The sequence below is a fragment of the Gracilimonas mengyeensis genome, from assembly GCF_900182705.1.
GTDB classification, from domain to species: Bacteria; Bacteroidota; Rhodothermia; order Balneolales; family Balneolaceae; genus Gracilimonas; species Gracilimonas mengyeensis.
Window position 1 is genome coordinate 243,352 of sequence record NZ_FXTP01000004.1, and the last position, 19,936, is coordinate 263,287.

General features: G+C 44.6%; 20 protein-coding genes. 12 read left to right on the forward strand and 8 right to left on the reverse strand.

The window, feature by feature from the left end; genetic code table 11:
• The first annotated feature begins 162 nt into the window (after window positions 1-162).
• Genes FN815_RS06345 through FN815_RS06355 form a run of 3 tightly spaced genes read left to right on the forward strand, consistent with a single transcriptional unit; the run spans window position 163 to window position 2,299 of the window.
• Window positions 163-1,398: a hypothetical protein gene (locus tag FN815_RS06345; protein WP_142453785.1), complete on the forward strand. Its 1,236-nt coding sequence runs from the start codon at window positions 163-165 to the stop codon at window positions 1,396-1,398.
• 45 nt (window positions 1,399-1,443) lie between these two features.
• On the forward strand, window positions 1,444-1,881 hold the full coding sequence (locus FN815_RS06350) for a hypothetical protein (protein ID WP_142453786.1): 438 nt from the start codon (window positions 1,444-1,446) through the stop codon (window positions 1,879-1,881).
• Between the two features lie 4 nt (window positions 1,882-1,885).
• The gene (locus tag FN815_RS06355) at window positions 1,886-2,299 is read left to right on the forward strand and encodes a hypothetical protein (RefSeq protein ID WP_142453787.1); all 414 of its coding nucleotides are present in this window, start codon (window positions 1,886-1,888) and stop codon (window positions 2,297-2,299) included.
• A gap of 435 nt (window positions 2,300-2,734) precedes the next feature.
• Here FN815_RS06355 and FN815_RS06360 read toward each other — a convergent pair whose 3' ends face one another.
• From FN815_RS06360 to FN815_RS06390, 7 genes are all read right to left on the reverse strand, one after another.
• Window positions 2,735-3,121, reverse strand: coding sequence for a DUF302 domain-containing protein (locus tag FN815_RS06360; RefSeq protein WP_142453788.1), 387 nt, complete (start codon window positions 3,119-3,121; stop codon window positions 2,735-2,737).
• 73 nt (window positions 3,122-3,194) lie between these two features.
• Window positions 3,195-3,644 (reverse strand): OsmC family protein, encoded by a 450-nt coding sequence (locus FN815_RS06365; RefSeq protein WP_142453789.1) that lies wholly within the window; start codon window positions 3,642-3,644, stop codon window positions 3,195-3,197.
• Window positions 3,641-3,970, reverse strand: a complete 330-nt coding sequence (gene trxA, locus FN815_RS06370; protein ID WP_142453790.1) for a thioredoxin — start codon at window positions 3,968-3,970, stop codon at window positions 3,641-3,643. Before trxA ends, FN815_RS06365 begins: the two co-directional genes overlap by 4 nt.
• Before the next feature lie 4 nt (window positions 3,971-3,974).
• Window positions 3,975-4,244 (reverse strand): hypothetical protein, encoded by a 270-nt coding sequence (locus FN815_RS06375; RefSeq protein ID WP_185957192.1) that lies wholly within the window; start codon window positions 4,242-4,244, stop codon window positions 3,975-3,977.
• Between the two features lie 115 nt (window positions 4,245-4,359).
• The gene (locus FN815_RS06380; protein ID WP_142453791.1) at window positions 4,360-5,313 is read right to left on the reverse strand and encodes an alpha/beta hydrolase; all 954 of its coding nucleotides are present in this window, start codon (window positions 5,311-5,313) and stop codon (window positions 4,360-4,362) included.
• Window positions 5,314-5,318: 5 nt separating this feature from the next.
• Window positions 5,319-5,513 (reverse strand): YwbE family protein, encoded by a 195-nt coding sequence (locus FN815_RS06385; RefSeq protein ID WP_142453792.1) that lies wholly within the window; start codon window positions 5,511-5,513, stop codon window positions 5,319-5,321.
• A gap of 9 nt (window positions 5,514-5,522) precedes the next feature.
• Entirely contained in the window at window positions 5,523-5,939 is a 417-nt protein-coding gene (locus tag FN815_RS06390) for a DUF1801 domain-containing protein (RefSeq protein WP_142453793.1), read from the reverse strand.
• 222 nt (window positions 5,940-6,161) lie between these two features.
• Here FN815_RS06390 and FN815_RS06395 point away from each other — a divergent pair, with 222 nt between their 5' ends.
• Window positions 6,162-7,394 carry an Nramp family divalent metal transporter gene (locus FN815_RS06395; RefSeq protein ID WP_142453794.1) on the forward strand — a complete coding sequence of 411 codons (1,233 nt, stop codon included), beginning with the start codon at window positions 6,162-6,164 and terminating at the stop codon, window positions 7,392-7,394.
• A gap of 612 nt (window positions 7,395-8,006) precedes the next feature.
• On the opposite strand, the gene FN815_RS06400 is transcribed toward FN815_RS06395, so the two are convergent.
• Entirely contained in the window at window positions 8,007-11,768 is a 3,762-nt protein-coding gene (locus FN815_RS06400; RefSeq protein WP_142453795.1) for a hydantoinase B/oxoprolinase family protein, read from the reverse strand.
• Window positions 11,769-12,095: 327 nt separating this feature from the next.
• Between FN815_RS06400 and FN815_RS06405 the strand changes: the two genes are divergently transcribed.
• The 8 genes from FN815_RS06405 (at window position 12,096) to FN815_RS06435 (ending at window position 19,781) form a co-directional block, all read left to right on the forward strand.
• On the forward strand, window positions 12,096-13,910 hold the full coding sequence (locus tag FN815_RS06405) for a sensor histidine kinase (protein ID WP_142453796.1): 1,815 nt from the start codon (window positions 12,096-12,098) through the stop codon (window positions 13,908-13,910).
• 190 nt (window positions 13,911-14,100) lie between these two features.
• Window positions 14,101-14,850 carry a hypothetical protein gene (locus FN815_RS06410; RefSeq protein ID WP_142453797.1) on the forward strand — a complete coding sequence of 250 codons (750 nt, stop codon included), beginning with the start codon at window positions 14,101-14,103 and terminating at the stop codon, window positions 14,848-14,850.
• 178 nt (window positions 14,851-15,028) lie between these two features.
• On the forward strand, window positions 15,029-15,316 hold the full coding sequence (locus FN815_RS06415; RefSeq protein WP_142453798.1) for a DUF5808 domain-containing protein: 288 nt from the start codon (window positions 15,029-15,031) through the stop codon (window positions 15,314-15,316).
• 140 nt (window positions 15,317-15,456) lie between these two features.
• Window positions 15,457-16,032, forward strand: coding sequence for a YdeI/OmpD-associated family protein (locus tag FN815_RS06420; RefSeq protein ID WP_142453799.1), 576 nt, complete (start codon window positions 15,457-15,459; stop codon window positions 16,030-16,032).
• Between the two features lie 143 nt (window positions 16,033-16,175).
• On the forward strand, window positions 16,176-16,760 hold the full coding sequence (locus tag FN815_RS06425; RefSeq protein WP_142453800.1) for a hypothetical protein: 585 nt from the start codon (window positions 16,176-16,178) through the stop codon (window positions 16,758-16,760).
• Window positions 16,761-16,843: 83 nt separating this feature from the next.
• Complete coding sequence (locus FN815_RS18865) at window positions 16,844-17,206, forward strand: hypothetical protein (RefSeq protein ID WP_185957193.1); 363 nt, start codon at window positions 16,844-16,846, stop codon at window positions 17,204-17,206.
• A gap of 396 nt (window positions 17,207-17,602) precedes the next feature.
• Window positions 17,603-19,237, forward strand: a complete 1,635-nt coding sequence (locus FN815_RS06430) for a DUF7133 domain-containing protein (RefSeq protein WP_142453801.1) — start codon at window positions 17,603-17,605, stop codon at window positions 19,235-19,237.
• Window positions 19,238-19,421: 184 nt separating this feature from the next.
• Complete coding sequence (locus tag FN815_RS06435; RefSeq protein ID WP_142453802.1) at window positions 19,422-19,781, forward strand: hypothetical protein; 360 nt, start codon at window positions 19,422-19,424, stop codon at window positions 19,779-19,781.
• Window positions 19,782-19,936: the final 155 nt, after the last annotated feature.

Below are 19,936 nucleotides of genomic sequence, written 5' to 3' on the forward strand. Positions count from 1 at the left end.
TCCGCCTGGTATCAAAACCCGGGCGGATTTTTTTATGCCAATAAAAGAGGAATAAGTAACTATTTCACTGCCGTTATAGATTTTTAAGACAAAATCATCTTCATCTAACCTTAATTAAATAAAACTATTGTGTATTGAAAAATGTCAGAGGATGCACTAAAAATGAAATCACTGTCTAAAGATTCCGGTATTTGGCAATGGGCTATGTTCAGCTTTGTGCTGGCCGGCCTAACCGGTTTCCTATACAGGTTGGGTCTCGTTTTTCCTCTGCCTATCGATTTTTCGTTTGAAAACATTCGGCACGGACATTCACATCTAATGTTCTTTGGTTGGGCTGCACTGTTGCCTATGTACCTGATAAAGCTGGATTCTATTCCAGGCTACCATGCAGCTTTTGGTCCTCGTCTGATGAAAGCCTCATTATGGTTTTCTGTGGTGTTTACTCTTTTATCCTATCCGGCTTTCTTGATGTGGGGCTATCAACCGGTGGCAGCGGGAGAGGCTTACCTGCCGTTGTCAGCAATCCTTTCTGGTATGGTGATGATAGGTTGGTACGGCTTCATGATTGGCTATCTCATCACCCGCTATTTCAAAAAGGATTTCCAGCCCAATATCTGGTTTGAAAGTGCACTGATTATGCTTTTTATAAGCTCTCTGGGAGCATGGGGCGTTGGTTTTGTTGAATTGATGGGCATAGGCGGACCTATGTTTGGTAAGGCTCTTACGCATTTTTTCCTGGCCACTTTTATGGAAGGCTGGGTGATTCTGGTACTTTTAGGTTTGATTGCAAAGGTTTTAAAAATAGGGGAAAAAGAGCTGGTGGTATCACCACTGGTGCTGGTTGGTCTGATCACCATCGGAGCCCCGCTTACTTTCCCGTATGGAATTCCTGAATCGATGGTGAGTCTGAACTTGTCGGTGGCAGCAAGAATGGGCGGCTTCCTCATTGCAGAAGGCATTTTGTTATTTGCATTTTCAGCCTTTAGGTCACGAAAAAAAATGATGGCTATATGGGTATGGCCCCTGATATTCCTGGTGGCCAAGGCCTTTATGCAATTGGTCGCTTCCGTCTCGCCGGCCGACCTCTGGCTTTCAGACCACGGCATCCGGATACTGTACCTGCATGTAGTTTTATTAGGTGCCCTCACTACCGGTTTGGTAGCTTACCTGAACAGAGACCTCGATATCCGTGCGGGTTACTTCTATGCGGTTCTTGGGTCCGTCATCTTTGTGATTTTAACCCTTGTGTTGCTCACCAGCTTATGGCCGGCATTTTTAAGTGGCATCTGGATTTATGATGTACTTGCCCTTGCGGCCATTTTCCCGGTAATAGCCGTGATGTTGTTCTGGCTAAAACTGTATCTCACCGTTAAAAAAGATGTCAAACAGTTTCCTTAGGTTTACATCTGTAAGACAAGCTAATTTTGAAAATCAATCAAAGCTATGCCTTTAATTACTCGGTTGTTTATTAAAACAGGTTTAGTCTATTTCGTGATTTCACTGTTGATAGGAATTAGCAGTCAAATACCTTCTCTTCACTTTCCTGCTATCACACCATTATTCTGGCATATGTTAATGCTGGGATGGATCACACAAATCATCATCGGGGTTTCACTCTGGATGTTTCCCGGTCGTAAAAAAGAGGAAAGCTTTCAAAATCAGCGGTTGGGCTGGATTGCTTATGCGGGATTGAATTCCGGGCTGTTTTTACGCGTAATCAGTGAACCCTTGATCTATGCGTATCCAAATACTATTTGGGGTGAACTGTTGGTAGTATCCGCTGTACTGCATTTTGTGGGCATCGGGAGTTACGTACTGGAAATCTGGCCCAGGGTGATGTCGCGCAAGCAACGTCTGAATCGCCGAAAAAAACGGAAATAGTGCCATGCCTCTGATCTCCCGCTGGATGATTCGTCTTTCACTGGTTTACCTACTGCTTGGGCTTACGGCCGGCAGTTTGATGCTCATCAATAAGGCATGGATGGTACATCCATTGCTTTGGGCCGCACTACCTGCACATATTGAATGGATGATCTTTGGCTGGATCATACAGTTCACCCTTGGAACAGCCTATTGGATATTGCCCCGGTTTCTGGATTCAAAAAGCCGTGGAAACGAGCCGATGGCCTGGACGATGCTACTCTCCCTGAACCTGGGCATCTGGTTTATCATTGCTGACGGTTTTAGCTTGATACCTTATGCTGGTCTGTCAGGCAGAGTGTTGGAAACACTGGGCGTGGTTCTATTTGCCCTGCTGCACTGGAAGCGAATTGTAACCTACGGGGATCACGAGCATTAAATAATCATAGCTTTCTGGCTCCACCATTTCGACCTCCTCTGTCTCCTCCTTCAGTAAGGAGGAGGACGCTAGAAAAGCAACTGAATCAGGAATAGAGCTGAGATGCTTTTACATGTCTCGGAAAAGTCCTCTCCTTTTGAAGGAGAGGATTTAGGTGAGGTCGAAGTTCAAGGCTTGGCGTGTGGGGAAGCAGCAAAAAGACTTTCAGGTTAGCGGTGACTACGCCTGATGTCGTATTAAATTTTGACTCTTGGCTCCACCATTTCGACCTCCTCTGTCTCTTCCTTAATCAAGGAGGAGGACGCTTGAAAAGCAACCAAATCGTAAATAAGTCTGAGAGTTTTTATACGTCTCGAAAAAATCCTCTTATAGTTGAGGTCAAAAAAAAAGCCTCACGAAAATGAATTCGTAAGGCTTTTGCGCAAATGTACTCCCCTAAAGATTCTCAATTACTTTCTTGAGCATAGACTGCACTTCATTGGCAACTTCGCCTAATTCCTCGTTTTCAATAGCCTGCATAGAAGCCACAGGGTCTACCGCTGATACTTCTACCTTGCCGTCTTCGTGTTCCTGTACAATAACATTGCAGGGCAGCATCAGGCCAATATGTCCCTCTGCTTGCAGCGCTTTGTAAGCGTTTGGGGGATTGCAAGCACCAAGAATCTGGTAGTTCCGGAAATCTACATCCAGTTTCTTTTTCAGAGTACTTTTGATATCGATTTCTGTGAGCACTCCAAAGCCCTCTTCCTTGAGAGCAGCGGTGGTTTTTTCAATGGCTTCATCAAATCCAATGTTAAGTTTCTTACTAAAATGATAAGACATGGTATGTAATATTTAAATTCGAATTATTGGTTGTGATGACTGAGATAGTTAAAAAAACAATTGCAAACGGCAATCAGTTCATGGCTCCAACTACCACCTTTCCATCCAATGAAATAGTGGTTTTTACCGAGCGACTGATCAGGCAAGCCGATTCGGCCTTTTCCATGATTCGGTGTGCTTTATCAACATATTTTTCATCCTGAATAATCAAAGTTGGCTTGAGTACTATTTCGGTCATTGCAAACTTACCGTCAACTTTTGCCATGGTTCCGATTGCTTTCACGCTCAGGTTCTCGAACTTCAGTTTAGAATATTCGGCTATGGCAGTGAAGGTGGTCATAAAGCAGCTGCTCACAGAAGCCACAAACAAATGCTCCGGACTCCAAATGCCTTCAACTCCGCCGGGAAATTCCGGTGGGGTAGCTACTTCAATTTCAGTTTCCAGTTTATCGGAACTGAGTGTGCCTTTGCGGCCTCTGGTCCAGTCTAAATCAACCTGGTAGTTGTGTTCTTGGTCGCTCATTGGGCCTGCTCCAGTTTCTCTTGAATGATTTGCTGTAATTTAGGCATTTGTATAACACCGGCTTGTTGCCATAGTACTTGCCCGTCTTTGAAAAGAATGAGATTCGGAATACCCCGTACTTGGTAGCGAATGGCTACATCGGGATTCTTTTCGGTGTCAATTTTGATGATGGTTAGATCATCGCCCATCTGGCTTTTTAGTTCTTGCAGAATAGGGGCCATCATACGGCAGGGAGCGCACCAGTCGGCGTAGAAGTCTACCAGTACCGGGGTGTCGCTGTTAATTAACTCCGTAAAGCTTTTGCTTTTAGTCTGTGTGTTTTCCATCGGTTTATGATTCTTTTATTTCTGAAAATTCTACCTCGCTGTGCGTCGACTCCTGTGTTTTTCTCGAAGCCGGTACGCCGCAACTTTGTGACACCATACAACCGGTGTTCGTTAAGGCCTGAAACAGAAAAAAGGCGCTAAAAAAACCGGTCAGTACATCTTGATAGAGTACCCCCATTGCGGCAAAAAATACACTTATTGCTAGGGCAACCCAGCGCATGGTATGCCAGTTGGTAAACAGTCGGTTTTTTATACGTGTTGCTACAGCTTTCATAGGTCTCTTTTAATGTGAGTCCTATGTTAGGTATTCCCAGCACTAAACTCAGTGACATTTATCACAGAGCCTCATGAGGTAGTGTTAAAGGTATAGCCCGGAAATGAAGCGCTTATTAAGACACGCTGCTATGGATTTCTATCTTTTGAGAAAGCCAGGAAAACATTTTTCGAAAAGCAGTTTGACGAACCTCAGGCTTGGAGAGGAATACGTCATGAATGGCCCGTGGGATTTCAGCAAAGCTGACATCAGATCCCAGCTTGCGCCCGAATTTTTTCATATGCTCTACATTCAGGACCATATCTGTTTTGAGCACAATGTTGTTCCATCTTTTGGGGCGGCTGGAAGCATCGGAATGCAAAATGAGGACGGGCACTGAAATATCGGAGGCGAGATGAAGTTTCTTTTGAGCCCGGTTCACCGCGTAGATCCATTGGAGGTAGGCTGGAAAGCCATTGAGTGGTTTCCATTCGGTATTAAAATGCCATTCGCCTTTTTTTTGATTGGAAACACTGGCCCCGTACACGTGTGACAACGGCTTTCTGCGGGCGGCATAAGGGGCAAAAAAGGAGATGACGCCGGCCATGGGCAGTAACAGCCATCTTTGCCACGGGGTGATGTTAAACTCCAGGAAAGGCGAGTTCAATATCAGTCCATCCACTTGGTCACGGTACTCTCCGGTATTCTGGTATACACTGGCAATCAGGCCTCCGGTAGAATGCCCAAGGATAAGCAACTTCTCATCCGTATCTGTCTCGGAGCGAATGATCTCAATGGAGCGGTCAATTTCTTCAAAATACTCGGTGATAGACCGGCAATAATTGGGATGCTGATGGGCAAGCAGGGAGCGGCCATATTTTCGCAGGTCAAGAGCATAGAAATTATACCCCTGTTCATGAAAAGCTTCCGCTACATGTTCATGAAAAAAATAATCGTTAAAACCGTGAAGATAGAGGATAGATGGCCTGTCGGGCACATTCTTATCAGATCGTACAAGAGTAGCAATCACGCGTCCTTCATAATCCTCACCCATTTCCAGGGTTTGTTCTGTAAAATTATCTGAAACCATACTGCTTACTTAATCTCTTTCACTCTTCCGATATCGCCGCTGCGCAGGCGTACTTTAATGCCATGGGGATGGGTAGCACTGTTGGTTAAAATATCCTGAATGGTACCGTAGGTGATATTTCCTGAGCGTTGGTCTTTTTTTAGCACAATGCCCACGTCCATACCGGGAGAGAGCTCGCTGCGTTTTTGGCCGTCTTTCATGGAGTAAATTTATTTGTATCGTTGTTTGATCTTTTCAATGGATGAGGCAATCATCTCGCGAAGAACAGATTCTTCAATGTCTTTAAGCTTGTTGATATACAGGCAGGATTTCCCCGTTTTATGTTTTCCGAGTTGCCCCAGCAGGCTGTCAAATGCATCAAAACCAGACATGATGTACAGGCTAATATACCGTTTTCGGTTGCTGAAACCCACCAGCATCCAATCTCCTTCGCGCCCACTTTCATATTTGTAGTGATAACTGCCATAACCGACGATGTTGGCACCCCACATCGTACCTGGGGCTCCGGAAACTTCCTGCATTATTTGATGGATGGATCGGCAGTCTTTAGCCCGCAGCTCATCTTTAATGGAGCCGAGATAATCTTCCACAAGTTGGTCTGTAGGTTGCGTTTTTAAAGTAGCCATAGGTCAAAAGTTTTAAATCCAAAATCCGCAAGTAGCAGAATATGAACATTGTAACAAAAGAGTTTTTAAATCGAAAATGACAGGAGTGGTTGAAATTACGACAATGCTAAACTGTTTGATGTTATAATAAATACCTCTTAAAACCTGTTAAAAGCTTAAGTATTGCTATTATAAGTCATTTCTCATTTGGGATTCTGTCCTTATGATACTATATACCCTGCCATGACAAATCCTTTTCGAAAATACTTTGGACCCAGCACCTTGGTTGCTGCTGCTTTCATTGGTCCGGGTACCGTTACTGTTTGTACGCTTGCCGGTGTACGATCGGGCTATTCGCTTCTTTGGGCCCTGCTGTTCTCCATTATTGCTACTCTTGTTCTACAGGAAATGACCGGCCGCCTCGGCATTGTAACCCGCAAGGGACTTGGAGAAGCCATTTACAGCCAGCTTTCACATCCGTTAGTAAGGGGTATTGGGATACTGTTGGTTCTAAGTGCCATTCTCATTGGAAATATTGCCTATGAGGGAGGGAATATCTCTGGTGCTGTTTTAGGACTTGATGCTTTTTTCCTTTCTCTGGATGTTTCAATAAATGGGGTCCAGTTTTACCCACTTTCATTTGTGATTGGAGGGATTGCATTCTGGCTGTTATTCTCCGGGAGCTTTAAACGAATTGTACAAGTGATGACGGCCTTGGTCGGATTGATGAGTATCGTCTTTGTTACCACAGCCGTGGTCATTATGCCGGATCTGCCGTCTATTGCCAAAGGACTTTTCCTGCCTTCTGCTTCTGCCGATGAATTGTTAACCGTAATTGCTTTGGTGGGAACTACGGTGGTACCCTACAACTTGTTTCTGCATGCCTCAACCGTTCAGGAGAAGTATGAACGAGTTTCCCAGCTAAGCGATATGCGAATCGAAAATGCAGTGGGTATTATCCTGGGAGGGATCATTTCGATGTGTATTGTGATAACCAGTGCGGCAGCGGCTACGGATGGTTCGGAAGTCAGCAGTGCCGCCGATATGGCCGCTCAACTGGAACCACTGTTGGGTAGCTGGGCCAAAGATTATATGGGTATCGGTCTGTTTGCAGCTGGTATTACCTCTGCGATAACGGCACCACTCGCTGCGGCCTACGCCACCAGCGGTATTTTGGGCTGGAATGCACGTTTGTCTGATATCCGTTTTCGCCTGGTTTGGATGGCCGTCTTAGTGGTAGGCGTACTCTTTTCTGCCTTTAGTATTGATCCCGTTCGTCTGATTGAGTTTGCTCAAGTGGCCAACGGCATTACCCTACCCGTAATCGCCATATTTTTGCTTTACATCATGAATGAACCCTTGTTACTGGGGCCCAGCCGTAACTCACTACGGCACAATATTTTTGGGGTGATCGTTATTTTGGTAGCGCTGCTGATCGGTTTCCGAAGCCTGAATTCGGTATTTGGGTTTATGTGATGGGAAAGAGAAGGAAGATTGAAAAATTAAAAGATGGAAGATTATAGTACCTAAGATCTTTTGAGGTTGTACCTCAAAAGTAAAAGTATGGCAAGGTTGTACCTTGCCTTGGCTGGAGCCATTCGATAAGATTTTAAGAATAGAATGTATGAGGAACAGATTTTTGGTTGTGCATCTGTGACTGCCCTCCCTGCAAAATCAGTAAACTGATTTTGCTGTCCCTCCATGAGGGACACAGGTATTTGGCATGTTAATTGAAATGAGTAGCAGACAGCGTCAGATATAATCCACCCACAAGATCGTTCATCGCATTTCGGTCCATCGATCTATCGGACATCTGGTGGTACTATCTCTCAGTACAGAACGTCCAAAAAGTCATAACGAACAATTAATCACAAAATGGTCGGGCAAATCTGCCCGACCTATACAGAGATATTTTGAGGTTGTACCTCAAAAATAAAAGCTCCGCAAGGTTGCACCTTGCCTTATACTAATCGATCTACTATGTTGACCCACACCTTTCCGCTCCAACGCAGAGCGATTGGAGCGAGGGAGTAGGAGAGAATCATTACATCTACAAAGCACTCAAAACTCAGCCCTCAGAACTATAAACTAAAAAGCCCCAAACCCACCACCGCCGGGCGTATGCAGGATGAACTTTTCTCCAGCCTCCAATTCAGCTCCATCAACAGATTCCATCTCTTCCTTTTCTCCATTTTCCCGAATAATCCACTGTTTTCCCTTTTCACCATCTTTGCCGCCCTGCAAGGCATAAGGAGCATTTTTACGATGCTGAGTGAGTACGGAAAGGCTTACTGGCTTCATAAAGGTCAACTCACGAATGAGTCCGTTTCCGCCGCTATGGCTTCCTTTACCACCGGAATTTTCTCTTACGGCATATCGATCCAAACGTACCGGGTAACGATGTTCCAGGATCTCTGGATCGGTAGCGGCGGTATTGGTCATGTGATGATGTACGGCATCGGCACCGTCAAAATCAGGGCCGGCCCCGGTGCCGCCGCCAATGGTTTCGTAATAACCAAAATCATCATTCCCGAACAACACGTTATTCATGGTGCCCTGGCTGCAGGCCATCACCTCAAAAGGCTTGAGTAGTGTATCGGTGAGGCGCTGACTGGTTTCTATATTACCACCCACCACCGCCGGACATTCTGCAGGATCTTCGGGGAAATCGGGATTTAAGAAACACTTTGGAAGCTTTATGGTCACCGGCCCCAGCAGTCCCTCATTCAATGGCAGAGGCTGATCCAAAAGCAGGCGTAAAACATACATCACTACGCTGTTTACGATGGCTGGGGTACAATTCATATTTCCGGGATGAACAGGAGAAGTGCCTTCGAAATCAATCATGGCTTGCTCATCCTCAATGGTTATTGAAACATGAATTTCTGTTCCGTCATCCAGAGTTTCCGTTGCAGACAAGCTTTGATCATCCATCTCACGCAACATGGTTCGCATTTGCTCTGAGGCATAATCCAGGATTCCATCCATGAAATGTCGGAGCCTTTGGGTACCATGCTTTTGGGCAAGCTGCACCAATGCCTCTCGTCCGCGCTGGTTAGCGGCAACGGCGGCTTGCAGGTCGGCCATGTTTTCATCAATGCTGCGTGTTGGATATTGTGCTTGGGTAAGATGCTCACGAATGGCTTTCCATCGATGTTCTCCCTTTTTGACTAAATACATGGGAGGAATCACCACGCCTTCTTCAGCCAGGCTGGTGGCAAAAGGCGGCATGGATCCCGGGCGCGTACCCCCAATTTCAGCATGATGGGCACGGCTGGCGGCAAAACCCAGCAATTCATCATCCACAAAAATAGGGGTGATGACCGTGACATCCGGTAAATGTGAGCCCCCGTAAGCCGGATGGTTGGTCACGATTACATCGCCATCCTCCAATTGCTCAAACTTCTTCATGACTTCCTTCACGCATAATCCCAAAGCACCCAAATGAACGGGGATATGTGGGGCATTCACCATCAAATCGCCGCTGCTGTTGAGTAGGGCGCAAGAGAAATCGAGGCGTTCTTTCACGTTTACAGATAAAGCCGTTCGCCGCAGCATTTCGCCCATTTCCTCCGCGATGGAAGTAAAACGCTGGGTGAATAACTCCAGAGCCACGGCCTCATTGCTGAATCGGGTAGAGGTATTGCTTTTGCCCGTGTAGGACAATTTCAAAGTACCATTGCTCTCTACCTTCGCTTCCCAATGCGGTTCCAGCACCACGGTTCCAAAGCGATCGGGAATGAGTGCCGGGCCATGTATTTGATGGCCGGGTTGCAGGTCATCGCGGGAAAACACCGGTGTTTCTTTCCATTGATTATTAAAAAGTACACGGGTTGTTTTATTTGTTTCGGGAGATGAGGATTGGGAAGAGACTTCGTTTTCTTCCTGTTCGGGAGGCAGGGTGGAAGCAACCACACGTACAGACTCCACTTCCACCTCACGGCCTTCAATCCAGTGTCCGTATCGTTCTTTGTATGCTTTCTTAAATTGATCGAATAAGCGGTCGGGAGTGTCGTATTCAATTTCGAGGGTTGATTCTTGTCCCTGTAAGCGCATGAAAACCAGACGGCGGCTGATAGTTTTTTCCAGCGAGCCTGTGTTTTGTTCTTCCAGGTTGTTCATAGCTTCTTGTGCAAGTTGCTCAATTGTTTCTTCTATGTTGGCTTGAACCTGGGAAAGCGGATCTAAAAATTGTTGTTCGGCAAATTGCTCAATAGAAGCTTGTCCCATACCATAGGCACTGAGGATTCCGGCATCTGCAGGCAGCAGAATGTGCTTCATGCCCAGTTCCCGGGCGATGGCGCAGGCATGTTGTCCGCCCGCACCGCCAAATGCCACCAAAGCGTATTCGGTGCAATCGTAGCCTTTTTGTTGTGAAATCTTCCGAATAGCCCCGGCCATCCGTTCATTGGCGATGTTGATAAAGCCTTCCAAAAGCTCCTTTTCCCCGGAGGCCAGGCCTGCGGCTTCCACCTCTTTCTGAATTTCCTGGAATTTCTTTTCGGCTGCTTTTTTGTCCAGCGGTATCCCAAAGTTATCGGGTGTCAGGCGTCCCAGTAGCAAATTCACATCGGTGACGGTAAGAGGTCCGCCGGCGCCATAGCAGGCCGGACCGGGAGAAGCCCCGCCACTTTCCGGGCCTACTTTCAAGGTTTTCCCATCAAACCAACAGACAGAGCCGCCGCCCGAAGCCACGGTTTCAACCGAAAGGGCAGGGGCGGAAAGTGTAGTTTCGCCCACTTTGTGTTCAAAAACGTAATCATAGTTGCCGTCATAGCGGGATACATCACTGCTGGTGCCTCCCATATCAAAAGAGATAACCTGGCTGAAGCCGGAAGCTTTCCCGATAGCGGCTGCCCCCACCACGCCTCCGGCCGGACCACTCAACAAGCTGTCTTTGGGATTGAAGTTATCGGAAGTCACCAGTCCCCCGGCGCTGGTCATCACGTGTAGTGAGCCCTCTTGGATAGAATCCCGAACCGAAGACAAGTAATCCCTTAAGACCGGCGACAGGTACGCATTCACCAGGGTAGTTTGCAGCCGTGGCAGTATTTTGATGAAAGGACTTAATTGGGATGAAACCGAGACGTAACCAATACCTTCATCCTCTAAAAAAGAAACAATTTGCTGTTCATGGGTATCATTCTTGTAACTGTGCATCAGGCAGACGGCTGCCGATAGCTGGTCTTCTTTCTGAACCTGGGCCAACTGTTCCCGGAGCTGTTCCATATCAGGTGAACGAAGGACCTCTCCATTGGCATCCAGTCGTTCATTCACTTCAATGATTTCCTGATAAATCGGTATCGGTTTTTCAATCTGTAGACTAAAAAGATCAGGGCGTTGTTGGTTACCAATCACAGGCAAATCTTTAAATCCTTCAGTCGTAAAAAGAACTACCGGGGCTCCCTTATGTTCAAGCAGGGCATTGGTGCCTCGTGTGGTTCCCAACCGCAGGTTGATGGGGGGCAAGGGATCCTTTGGAGGCGTTTGGGTAATCAGGCGGCTGGCTAAAATGGGCGGTTCCTCTTCAAAGGAAATTTCAAAGGCAGCCGGGAGGTCGAGATCTTCGGGCAGTGGCTCATCAAAAGAGCAGGAAGAGCTCTCGGCATCAAAATCTGAGACCGTATAACGTTGAGAAGTCCCGAGCAGGTGTAGCTGTAAATCGTCAATAAATCCCGATGGTGCTTTCCAGTCCTGGCTGATTTTGTATCGGTCCGACGCGGTTTTTTCAGTGATGTAGCCTCTTAAAGTGCTGTTGCTCAGTACTTTGGTACGATGCCAGTTTCCCTTGGGATCAATCCCCAGACAATCAGTAAAGGTGCCGCCGGTATCAACATAAATATGCCACATGTAGCTGTAAGTTATAATATTCGGTAGGGTGAAAGCACAAAGGTAATAAAGATCGGCAGAAATACACGAAATGGATAAAACCCGCTAAGGATTTTCTTTCCACTTATATAATTTTTGGTTAAAGTATTATCGTCTTTCGACCAAAAATAGATGATACAGTTGAGGTTTTAAGATGTTGGTGGTTTGTAACGGACGTATCCGAACAGATATCACGCGTTATAAGCAGACGGAAAAGTTCATTTACGGAGATTATAGTTGCTTCAATTTATTGAAAAATACAGACTGGTAACTTCACTTCTGTTGGGGTTAGTTCTTAGTTGTAGTGTGATGATTCTTTGGTTACAAAATCAAAAGGAATCTCGCCAGGCACAGACTTCAAAAATTAATGAAACCGGACAACTGGTAGTACAGCAGTTCCAGAAACGAACCCTCGAAAGTGTAAACAGCCTGCGTAACCTGAAAAGCCGTATTGAGGAAACCAACGGGGGATATTTCGACTATTGGGATTATGACGCCCAGCTCATCATTAATCAGAACTCAGCTTTTAAGTTTATTGAATGGATTGACAGCAGCATGGTTATCCGGCGTGTAGAACCCATAAAGGGCAATGAGAGTGCTATTGGGCTGGATATTTCCACCTTGGATTACCGGCGATCAGACTGGCTTAGAGCCAAACGGGATTCGATAACAAATTTTACCCATTGGCTGGAGCTGGTTCAGGGAAATTATGCATTTCTGGTGGATGAGCCCCTCTATTTTGATGATCACTTTCATGGAACCATTACGGCCGGAATGGATTTTAGCTCTCAGTTTGATGCCATTATGCAAGGGATGGATCAATATAATGTTGTGCTGAGGGATGAAAATGGTATGGTTTTTTATGAATATGGAAGCTCAGAGCGGGTGTCCGGTTATCCGGAGTTTAGTATAGCCGTGAAGCTAAAGAGTGACAGGCTGCACAGCGGAAACTGGATGTTCAGGCTTAGTCCTAACCAGGTATTTGTGGAAGAGAACGTGAATCCAAGTTTGTACCTGAATCCTGCCCTGGGCCTGTTGTTTAGTCTGCTGGTTTCGGTTCTTTTCTTTTTTATGGTGACAGCCTATTCGGCCCAGAAATCAACCCGCAGCGCCAACCGGAAAATTAGGGCGTTGATTGAGTCGTCTCCCATGGCCATTTATACGATTGATACCAATGGCATAGTCAGGGATTTTTGGAATAAGGCCGCCGAAGAAATGTTGGGCTGGAAACGGGAGGAAGTGATGGGCAAGTTTATGCCGCATGTGTCTGATAAATACCGGGATAACTTTGAGCATCTTAAAGGCAAGGCCGTAATGGGACAACCGCTCAAGAATAAGGAAATAGAACGAAAGCGTAAGGATGGCACCACGGCCATGTTCAGGCTCAATGTGGGGCATATTGTAGGCGAATCGGGCAATGATCGGTTGATGCTGGCTATTTTGGAAGACATCACCAAAGAGGTGGAATACAAAAATCGCCTGGAAGAATCGGTGAAAGAGAAAGAGGTGCTGCTTTCGGAGATCCATCATCGTGTGAAAAATAACCTGGCCATTATCATCGGGCTAATTGAGTTGCAGAAAGATGGCTTGAAAGAGCAGGAATTGATTCAAATCCTGAATGAAACCCAAAACCGGATTTACTCCATTTCGGGCGTGCACGAACTGCTTTATAATACGGAGAGTTTCACGGAAATTACTTTTGAAGAATATGCCGTTCGTCTCATCAATCGCATCCGGAATATGTTTGAGGAAAGGGGTAAAGAGGTGAATATTGAGTATGAATTCAGCACAAATAATTTAAACATTAATCAGGCCATTCCACTGGGACTGTTGATCAACGAGTTGATTACTAATTCTTTCAAGCATGCTTTTGAGGGAATGGAAGACGGCCGGATTTTTATTGGCTTATATGAAGAGGACGATGAAATTCAGGCGGTGTATGAAGACAACGGAAAAGGCTTCAAAAACAAGGTGTTCGACAGCAGCAATACGCTGGGAGTCACTTTAATAAAAACGCTGCTGGGCCAGTTAGAGGCTGATTACACTATCAATGCGGAAAATGGGTTTAATTTTAAATTCAGCTTCAGGGTGAAACAGAAAGGGGCGCATTCGAATATTGGCTAGGGGCTGATTGTTGATTTTGAATTGGTCATTGGTCAAAAAAAATGGCTCTTAATGTCAGGGTTTTATGAGTTTAGAGTGGATTTTTAAGGGGAATGATTTATTTTTATGGGGTATAAAAAGGGAAAATATCAGAGCCTCTTAGCGATATTTTTTAAATGATAATTTGTTATGCATCAAAAAAAGGTTAAAAATGCATCTACTTGAAGGTTTTAGCTTAGGGCCAACAGCGAAGAAAAAGTTAGATACTTCAGTTCCAATCAAGATTTCAGCCTACAAGTTTTTACACAAAGAAGACATATACTACTGGATGGAAGAAGAAACAATCAAGATTGACAGCCTTTTCTCATTTTCAAGCCAAGAGAATACTGGAGGCGTTGGCGATCCATTTGAGCTAGAAATAGCAGGTATTCCAGTTTTCGTCGATGATCCGAGTGATTCAAAAAATAAGCTAGTTGTTAACAACCTAAGATCTTTAGGAATGGCTGATTTGAAAGGTGGGTATGATACGACTGTGAAGTTTACTGTGCAAAGGAAAAACCGTTTTATCTACTGCATGTCTAGTGTTGTAAATGAGCAATTATGTAAAAAATGGCAAGAGAAAGAAGGCTATGATGCAGTGATAAAAATAAATGATATAGCTTTTTTTATTAGAGCAATTCAGTTTGCAGATTATCATGGCCAAAGATTACTTGGTGGTGCAGCAGTATTTGATTGGGTTGAATATGTTGACATGCCTATTGATCTTTCAATAGTAGATTTAACTGAATATAAGTTTATCAAAGAAAAGTGCTCATTTAAATGGCAAAAGGAGATACGCTTATCTTGGCCAAATGGTCCCAAAAATGATAACAAGCCTTATTACTTACATATTCCAAATTTATCTGACTATGTGGAAGTAATGGACATTCCTAATAGTTGGTTGAACAATAGAAATACATAACAAATTTAAAAAGACAAAATGTCAAGGACATAGTTTCTACAGAGCAGGTTTTATGTTCTCATATAATCTGGTCGGTATTCTGCCTTTATAACTTTCTAATGGCGCGGTCGGCCCGGTGATCCTCTTTGACACAAGACCGGCAGTGCAACTATCTAAATGCTAATGCACCCGTTTCATTATGACTCTATTTATAATCGTTGGGATTCTGGCAATTGTAGTTGGTTTTATGCTCTATGGTTCAATGGCATCCCAAAAATGGCATAAAGAAAACCGGGGACAACAAACCATTACACAAACGGAACATTTTCATGGGCACCTGTTTTATTTCAATTCAGATGACAACAGGATATTCGTGCCAAAACAAACGGGAGGAGGGTTTACGATTAACTTTGCGAATCCCATATCTGTCGCTGCCTTAATTTTACTCTTGTCTGGTACCGTTGCAATAATGGTACTTGAACTGTAGATGATGATGACGTTATAGCAAGTGTTATAGTAGAGGGATGCGGACAGGGTTCGATGGGAACTTGCTTGGTAAGAATTAATTTCGCTATTTCAACAGCATCATAATTCACGTGCCCAATACGCCAAAAAAATTCTACGTTAATGCCTGAACCCGATCCAACAAAAATATTGCCCTTTGCATCGCCGGAAGACCTCGGTGAGTGGCTCAAACAAAATCACGCCACCGAAAGTGAATTGTGGGTGAAAATATTCAAGAAGAAGACCGAGATTCCGAGCGTAACCTGGAACGATGTAGTGATAGAGGTTCTGTGCTGGGGCTGGATCGACGGTATTAAAAAGTCGTTGGATGACCAGGCTTACCTCCAACGGATCACTCCAAGGACAGCCCGAAGCAAATGGTCAAAGAAAAACAGAGAACATGCCGAGCAATTAATAAAGGAAGGCCGGATGATGGAATCCGGACTTGAGCAGGTGCGTGCGGCCAAATCAGATGGGCGATGGGAGAAGGCCTATACGGCAAGCGAACTAAAGGTGCCGGCAGATTTCCTGTCAGCGCTCCATAGCAAGCCGAAGGCAAAACAGTTCTTCGAAACGCTCAACAAATCGAGCCGCTATCAAATCGCCTATGGACTGACCTCTGCGAAGAAGCCCGAAACCAGACAGAGGCGGTTTGCCAAATTCATGGATATGCTGGCCCGGGGTGAAAAGCCTTCTTAAATAGCAAATTCGGTGTAGCAAAGTGTCTTAAAAAGCATATCGGAACAGACAGAATGGAAGCTTGTTTATAAAACATCAATTTCGCTATTTCTATCAAAATCATAATTTTCACGTGCGTTATGCATCCCAAAAAACCTTCAATAATGAAACCCAGTCTCATACTTATAGTGGCACTTGCAATATCATCCTGTGCTAAGGAAACCCAGCAGAGTCCGGACAAGTACCAGGAAAAGGAAATTGATGAGATGGTAGACATTCGGATTTCTTCTGATGATCAAATTCTTTTCAATGGAAATAAAATCAGTGAATCCAGCCTGTATAGTCATATTCAAAATGTGACTGTTTCTGAGGATACGAGAGCGCGGATTATTTTTGATGAGAATGTTCCCATTGGCACCATCATGCATACTCAGGAACTTCTTTATAAAAGAGGAGTCAAACGTATGTATGCTAAGGGGTTTTCTACTGAAGAGTTTAGCAATTACGATGAGCAGGTAATCCATATTGATATCCTTGATACGAATAAACTTCTTTTTGATGGCAACCTTCTATACCCGGAAGATTTAGAAATTGCGTTGAGCAATAAGGACCTGCCAAATAATATGGAGATCGTAATTACAGTTAGTGAAAATGCTACATTCGGAGCCGTATATGATGTGCAAAAATTACTCGCGGTAAATGATTTAGATAATATATCAAATCAGGACTTTACTGAGTATCAGTATTAAAAACAGAGAATTTTATTTTGCTACTTCAAAGAAATCATAATTCCCAAGCCGTTTAGATACTGCATCGGTATGTGGTTATGTTCATGAAATTAAAAGTCTGTTGTATAGTTTGTTTTTTTCTTCTCTCTTATTCTTCTGTATTTGCACAAGAAGCTTATTCAAGTGTAGTTCCTGATAGAGAAACCTACAGAGTATCATCTTTATCACTTGTTGGAGGATATCTGTTAAATACATCAGATAGTTTAGATAGAGTAAATCATTTTCTGGAATTTGGCATTTCAAAGTCACTGTACTCGGAACCTGGCTATGCAAATCTGAATTATCACTTTATTAATGAATTAAAGATTTCCCCAAATAATTTTATAGTTGGACCAAAAATTGGGGGGTTATTTTGGCTTCACAATATTCACCGCAGGATTAGACCTTCTGCTTTATACAGATTTTAAAAATTCATCATTAAGATTAGTCCCGAATATGGGAATTGGGACACATCGGTTTAAATTCTCCATTAATCCTTATGTAAGATTAACAGACAGTGATTTATTACCTGTGGAAAATGGAGGAAGCTTTAGTTTTACAATGTCTGTTTTGAGGCTCAATACAAAAAAGCAACTCTTGGAATAATAACCACATAATACAGTGTAACAACCAGGAAGAGGGTTACTGCTGGTTTCCAAAGTTGGTTAGTTTAATTTTTTAGCCGTTATTTACTCCTGTTCCCCAAGTCTGTTATATGCGGGATCGGGACTGGTACTTACTACGATTGGAGCTACTGCAAATGAAGCGGTGAGCCCTCATATTTTTTCTATCCCCTTATTTATTTAACCTTTGAAGCTTTGTCCATGAAACGACTATGTAATTTTTCTACGTCTTGGTTCTATTTTTCTCTCTTGCTAATCACAGCTACTACGATACTGGTCAGCCCGGCATCGCTGTTTGCCCAAGATGATTCCTATCCACCCGGAATTATACAGATGACGCCGAAAGTGGACCTGAACCTGGAACCGGTTGATCTGGAAATACCCGAAAAGTTCCAGGGCATGGTGCCGGAGGATCTTAGCCTGAATCTGCCTTCAGGATTTACGGTGAAAGTTTTTGCGGTGGATGGGCTCAGAGGGCCGCGCCTGATGGCCTTTACCGAGGAAGGCGTGTTGCACGTGGCCAATATGAAGGCCAATGGTTCCTCTGAATTCCAACCCGAGGGCAACTCTTCCAGTGAGATTCTTGCCCTGCCAGACCGTAACAATGACGGAGTTGCCGATACGGTGATTGTTGCTGCGGATGGACTCAGGTGGGCGAACAGCCTGACCTTCTACAAAGGGGAAATGTATGTGGCGGATACCCATCAAATCGTCAAATTCCAGGATCAGGATGGTGACCTGGTTTATGAAAGCAGGGAAGTTTTTGCCGATAATATTCCCACGGCCAGTAGTCCGCATATTACGCGTACCATTGTTGTTGATGAGCAGAAGGAACGTTTTTACCTGTCTGTGGGATCCTCCTGTGATGTGTGCCGTGAAGAGGATCCCGAACGGGCAACCGTGCTGGAATTCAGCGCCGACGGTACGGAGCGCAGAATATTTGCCACTGGCTTGCGCAATGCCATCGGCCTTGATATCCATCCAACATCCGGTGACTTATGGGCTACGAACAATGGACACACCGAAGTCGACAATACAATGCCTCCCGAATGGATTGATATCGTCCGGGATGGCGGCTTTTACGGATGGCCGCTGGCATTCGGCTTTCAGGTGTATATTGATTTTGATTTTCGCGGACACTGGCGGGTGCCGCCCATCACGCGGGAGGATAGCTTGCTGGTACAAACCATGAAGCGTCCGGCCGCGCTGGTTGATGCACACTCTTCGCCCATGGATATCCACTTTTATCCTGATGGTGATTTTCCCACGGATTACCACAAGGCTGCTTTTGTAGCTTACCGTTCTGGATTCAGAGGTCCCGATCCGGGACATAAGGTGGTAGCTTTGTTTGTAGATGAGGATGGCTCCAATGCCTCGGTCGGTGATTTTATGACGGGCTTCTGGCCAAATCCGCCCGATCAAGGCAACATCTGGGGCAAGCCTGTTGGCCTTACTACCGATAGCGAGGGGAGTCTCTACCTCAGCAGTGACTGGATCAATCACCTCATTCTTAAAGTGGAATACCAGGGCCAGGGAACCTCAATTTTGGATGAGGGCGTTTCGGAGCTGCCGTTAGCAACCGCCCTGAAGCAGAATTACCCCAATCCTTTTAATCCGGTTACGACCATTGAGTACTCACTCCAGAAATCCGAGACTGTGACGCTCGAAGTGTTTGATGCACTGGGCCGTAAAGTAGCGACATTGGTGGACAGTTATCAGTCTGCCGGTCAATACCAGGTAGATTTCAATGCATCCAAGCTTTCAAGTGGAATTTACTTATACCGATTAAAAGCAGGGGATTATACCGAAAGCAAGGTTCTGACTTTGATGAAGTAGATGTAGTGTATCTATGCTTAGGTATCCCAAAATAGAAACTTTGATCAAATGCGATTAATTAGCTTATGAGTATCCCATTTCTAATGACTTAGTGGTCAGGTGATCTAAGTTACTCTAAATATCTTTTTGGGGCTCGTTTCCGTAGGCTGCAAGTCAATACGAATACTTAATTAAAATTATGACGATGGATTATTTTGGATCATTTGGACCAACTCCCGGGGAAGCACTTTCAGTATTGGAACCTGTTCTGAGAACAGCACTACAAGCGCATGAGAAGGGGGAGTATGAAGCGTACACGGAAATCATTACAGAAGAACTGAGAGCGAAAATATCGAAAGAGAACTTTCTGAAAGCACATAAAGAAATTGCCCCTCAATTGGGAGAGTTTCAATCTTTGCGGTTTCTGGGGAGTCTCAATAAAGAGCCTGATCCTTTACTTGTATTTTCTGCTTCCTATTCCGCGACTATCGATGATATATTAATACGGGTGGCCTTTAAAAACGAAACAGAACCACCCAAAATAAAATGGCTTTGGATTGAATAACTCCAGACATCATATCATCTAACAAATTCCTGAATTTATTTTAAAGATTCTTCGCCGGCTACTGAACTTGCGGTAGTGAGGCTAAACGCGATATGTGCAAGTTTGTAAGCTGTAAGTGCCAAAAATGTTATAGCAGTTTTTACGAATAAAAAAAG

Coding starts and splice junctions, on each gene's coding strand:
- FN815_RS06345 (WP_142453785.1), top strand. CDS start 163: ATGAAATCACTGTCTAAAGATTCCGGTATTTGGCAATGGGCTATGTTC.
- FN815_RS06350 (WP_142453786.1), top strand. CDS start 1,444: ATGCCTTTAATTACTCGGTTGTTTATTAAAACAGGTTTAGTCTATTTC.
- FN815_RS06355 (WP_142453787.1), top strand. CDS start 1,886: ATGCCTCTGATCTCCCGCTGGATGATTCGTCTTTCACTGGTTTACCTA.
- FN815_RS06360 (WP_142453788.1), bottom strand. CDS start 3,121: ATGTCTTATCATTTTAGTAAGAAACTTAACATTGGATTTGATGAAGCC.
- FN815_RS06365 (WP_142453789.1), bottom strand. CDS start 3,644: ATGAGCGACCAAGAACACAACTACCAGGTTGATTTAGACTGGACCAGA.
- trxA (WP_142453790.1), bottom strand. CDS start 3,970: ATGGAAAACACACAGACTAAAAGCAAAAGCTTTACGGAGTTAATTAAC.
- FN815_RS06375 (WP_185957192.1), bottom strand. CDS start 4,244: ATGAAAGCTGTAGCAACACGTATAAAAAACCGACTGTTTACCAACTGG.
- FN815_RS06380 (WP_142453791.1), bottom strand. CDS start 5,313: ATGGTTTCAGATAATTTTACAGAACAAACCCTGGAAATGGGTGAGGAT.
- FN815_RS06385 (WP_142453792.1), bottom strand. CDS start 5,513: ATGAAAGACGGCCAAAAACGCAGCGAGCTCTCTCCCGGTATGGACGTG.
- FN815_RS06390 (WP_142453793.1), bottom strand. CDS start 5,939: ATGGCTACTTTAAAAACGCAACCTACAGACCAACTTGTGGAAGATTAT.
- FN815_RS06395 (WP_142453794.1), top strand. CDS start 6,162: ATGACAAATCCTTTTCGAAAATACTTTGGACCCAGCACCTTGGTTGCT.
- FN815_RS06400 (WP_142453795.1), bottom strand. CDS start 11,768: ATGTGGCATATTTATGTTGATACCGGCGGCACCTTTACTGATTGTCTG.
- FN815_RS06405 (WP_142453796.1), top strand. CDS start 12,096: ATGATTCTTTGGTTACAAAATCAAAAGGAATCTCGCCAGGCACAGACT.
- FN815_RS06410 (WP_142453797.1), top strand. CDS start 14,101: ATGCATCTACTTGAAGGTTTTAGCTTAGGGCCAACAGCGAAGAAAAAG.
- FN815_RS06415 (WP_142453798.1), top strand. CDS start 15,029: ATGACTCTATTTATAATCGTTGGGATTCTGGCAATTGTAGTTGGTTTT.
- FN815_RS06420 (WP_142453799.1), top strand. CDS start 15,457: ATGCCTGAACCCGATCCAACAAAAATATTGCCCTTTGCATCGCCGGAA.
- FN815_RS06425 (WP_142453800.1), top strand. CDS start 16,176: ATGAAACCCAGTCTCATACTTATAGTGGCACTTGCAATATCATCCTGT.
- FN815_RS18865 (WP_185957193.1), top strand. CDS start 16,844: ATGAAATTAAAAGTCTGTTGTATAGTTTGTTTTTTTCTTCTCTCTTAT.
- FN815_RS06430 (WP_142453801.1), top strand. CDS start 17,603: ATGAAACGACTATGTAATTTTTCTACGTCTTGGTTCTATTTTTCTCTC.
- FN815_RS06435 (WP_142453802.1), top strand. CDS start 19,422: ATGGATTATTTTGGATCATTTGGACCAACTCCCGGGGAAGCACTTTCA.